This window comes from Kineococcus gurbantunggutensis (assembly GCF_050871925.1).
Lineage (GTDB): Bacteria > Actinomycetota > Actinomycetes > Actinomycetales > Kineococcaceae > Kineococcus.
This window is the reverse complement of sequence record NZ_JBJLSG010000287.1, coordinates 1-2,940: the sequence shown is the minus strand read 5'-3', so window position 1 is coordinate 2,940 and position 2,940 is coordinate 1. Positions and strand designations below refer to the sequence as shown.

Annotated in this window: 1 protein-coding gene; it reads left to right on the top strand. The window is 72.3% G+C overall.

The window, feature by feature from the left end; genetic code table 11:
- The first annotated feature begins 273 nt into the window (after positions 1 to 273).
- Positions 274 to 2,916: an MGH1-like glycoside hydrolase domain-containing protein gene (locus ACRYR7_RS25040; protein WP_432575076.1), complete on the top strand. Its 2,643-nt coding sequence runs from the start codon at positions 274 to 276 to the stop codon at positions 2,914 to 2,916.
- The last annotated feature ends 24 nt before the right edge of the window (positions 2,917 to 2,940 follow it).

Here is a 2,940-nt window from a genome sequence, read left to right as displayed (position 1 = left end):
GAGCTTTCCGGTGCCACCCACCCGCAGCGAGCCCCCGCGGCCTCCCGGCCCCGGCGGCCGCCCCGTCCGGGCGACAGGAAGAACAGTACGCCGCTGACGCCCCGAGCACCAAATCCGTGCCGGGACGCGAACGGATCGGCTACTGCCGCAACGTGATCCGGCGGTCCAGGCGCTCACCCGGCGCCCGGGGGCCCGTCTTGGCAGGATGGAGCGGTGGACCTGCCTGGTGAGACGCCCGCCCCCCAGGGGCACCCGAGCGCCGAGCACGCCCGGATGGCCGAGTCCCCCGGCCCCGACGGCCCCTGGCGGCTGTGGGGGCCCTACCTCGCGGGCCGGCAGTGGGGCACCGTGCGCGAGGACTACTCCGAGGCCGGCGACGCCTGGTCGGCCTTCCCCTTCGACCACGCGCGCTCGCGCACCTACCGGTGGGGCGAGGACGGCCTGGGCGGCATCTGCGACCGCTTCGGCTTCCTCAACCTGGCCGTGGCCCTGTGGAACCGCCGGGACCCGATCCTCAAGGAGCGGCTCTTCGGCCTGACCAACGGCGAGGGCAACCACGGCGAGGACGCCAAGGAGTACTGGTGGGCGGTCGACAGCACGCCCTCGCACAGCTGGATGCGCTGGCTGTACCGGTACCCGCAGGAGGAGTTCCCCTACCAGCGGCTGCGGGAGGAGAACGCCCGCCGCAGCCGCGAGGAGCGCGAGTACGAGCTCGGCGACACCGGGGTCCTCGACGAGAACCGCTTCTTCGACGTCGAGGTCACCTACGCCAAGGCCTCCCCCGACGACGTCTGCGTCGTGATCAGCGCCACCAACCACGGGCCGGACCCCGCACCGCTCGACCTGGTGCCCCAGGTCTGGTTCCGCAACACCTGGTCCTGGGGGTGGGACAAGCGCCGCGGGACCCTGGAGCAGGTGCTGCCGCCCACCCTGACCGTGGGCGGGCTGGAGGCCGTGGAGTGCCAGCACGGCCACCTGGGCCGGTACTACGTCTCCGCCGAGGGCTCCCCCGAGGTGCTCTTCTGCGAGAACGAGACCAACGCGGTGGAGCTCTTCGGGGCGGCGCGCAACACCACCACGTACACCAAGGACGGGATCGACCGGCGGATCGTGCGCGGCGACACCGCCGCGGTCAACCCCGCCCTGCAGGGCACCAAGGCCGCCTTCTGGTACCGCTTCGACGAGGTCCTGCCCGGGCAGACCGTCGAGGTGCGGCTGCGGCTGTCCCCGCGCGAGCCCGGCCGGGGCACCTTCGGCGACGGCTTCGAGGCCGTGGTGCGCGACCGGGCCGCCGAGGCCGACGCCTACTACGACGCCGTGCTGCCCGCCTCCCTGCCCGCCTCGGACAAGCACATCGCGCGGCGCGCCTACGCCGGGCTGCTGTGGACCAAGCAGCTGTACCGCTACGACGTGCGCCAGTGGCTCGACGGCGACCCCTGGGCCGACCCGCCGCCGGAGGCGCGCCGGCAGCGCGGCGGGCGCAACACCGCCTGGCGGCACCTGGCGCTGGCCGACGTGATCTCCATGCCGGACGAGTGGGAGTACCCCTGGTTCGCCGCCTGGGACCTCGCCTTCCACTGCATCCCGCTGGCCCACGTGGACCCCGAGTTCGCCAAGGAGCAGCTGGTCCTCATGCTCCGCGAGTGGTCCATGCACCCCAACGGGCAGCTGCCCGCCTACGAGTGGGCCTTCGGCGACGTCAACCCGCCCGTGCACGCCTGGGCGGCCTGGCACGTGTACCGCCTGGACGGCTACCGCGACCAGGGCTTCCTCGTGCGGGTCTTCACCAAGCTGCTGCTGAACTTCTCGTGGTGGGTCAACCGCAAGGACGCCGACGGGATGAACCTCTTCGAGGGCGGCTTCCTCGGCATGGACAACATCGGCCTCTTCGACCGGTCCGCGGAGCTGCCGCCCGGGTACCGCCTGGAGCAGTCCGACGCCACGAGCTGGATGGCCTTCTACTGTCAGCAGATGTTCAAGATCGCGCTGGAGCTGTCGCGGCACGACCCCGCCTGGGAGGACGCCGCGACGAAGTTCCTCGAGCACTTCCTGTCCATCGCGCAGGCCATGATGTCCTTCGGCTCGCAGGACGTGACGCTGTGGGACGAGGCGGACGGCTTCTTCTACGACGTGCTGCTGCACCCCGACGGCACCGCCGAGCCCATGCGGGTGCCCTCGATGGTGGGCCTGCTGCCCATCCTGGGGGCCACCGAGGTGCCCTCCTGGATCTCCGAGGAGTGCCCCGACCTGACCTCGCGGCTGCGCTGGCTGCAGCGGCGCCGGCCGGAGCTGACCCTGCCGCTGCTGACGCGCTCGGGGCCCGAGGGGCGGCAGATGCTGCTCTCGCTGCTCGACAAGCCGCGCCTGCAGCGCATCCTCGACCGGATGTTCGACCCGGAGCAGTTCCTGTCCGACTACGGCATCCGCTCGCTGTCGGCCGCCGTCAAGGAGCACATCACCACCGAGGTGAGCGGGCAGAGCTCCTCGATCGTCTACGAGCCCGGCGAGTCGCGCACCGGGCTCTTCGGCGGCAACTCCAACTGGCGCGGGCCTATCTGGTTCCCCGTCAACGTGCTGCTGGCGGACAAGCTGCGCACCTACGGGCGCTTCTTCGGCGACACCGTGACCGTCGAGGTGCCCCGCGGGTCGGGCAAGCGGATCACGCTGGTCGAGGCCGCCGACCTCATCGACGACAGCCTCGTCTCGCTGTTCCGGCCCGTGGACGGGCGCCGGCCCGCCGACGGCCAGCGCATCGAGGCCACCGACGACCCGCTGTGGAGGGAGCACCCCACCTTCAACGAGTACTTCGACGGCGACACCGGCGAGGGTCTCGGCGCCACCCACCAGACGGGCTGGACGGCCCTCGTGGCGCACCTGCTGCACCCCCGGCTGCCCCCCGGCCCGCCCGGGCGCTGATGGGCCCCGCCCGGCGGGCGCGAC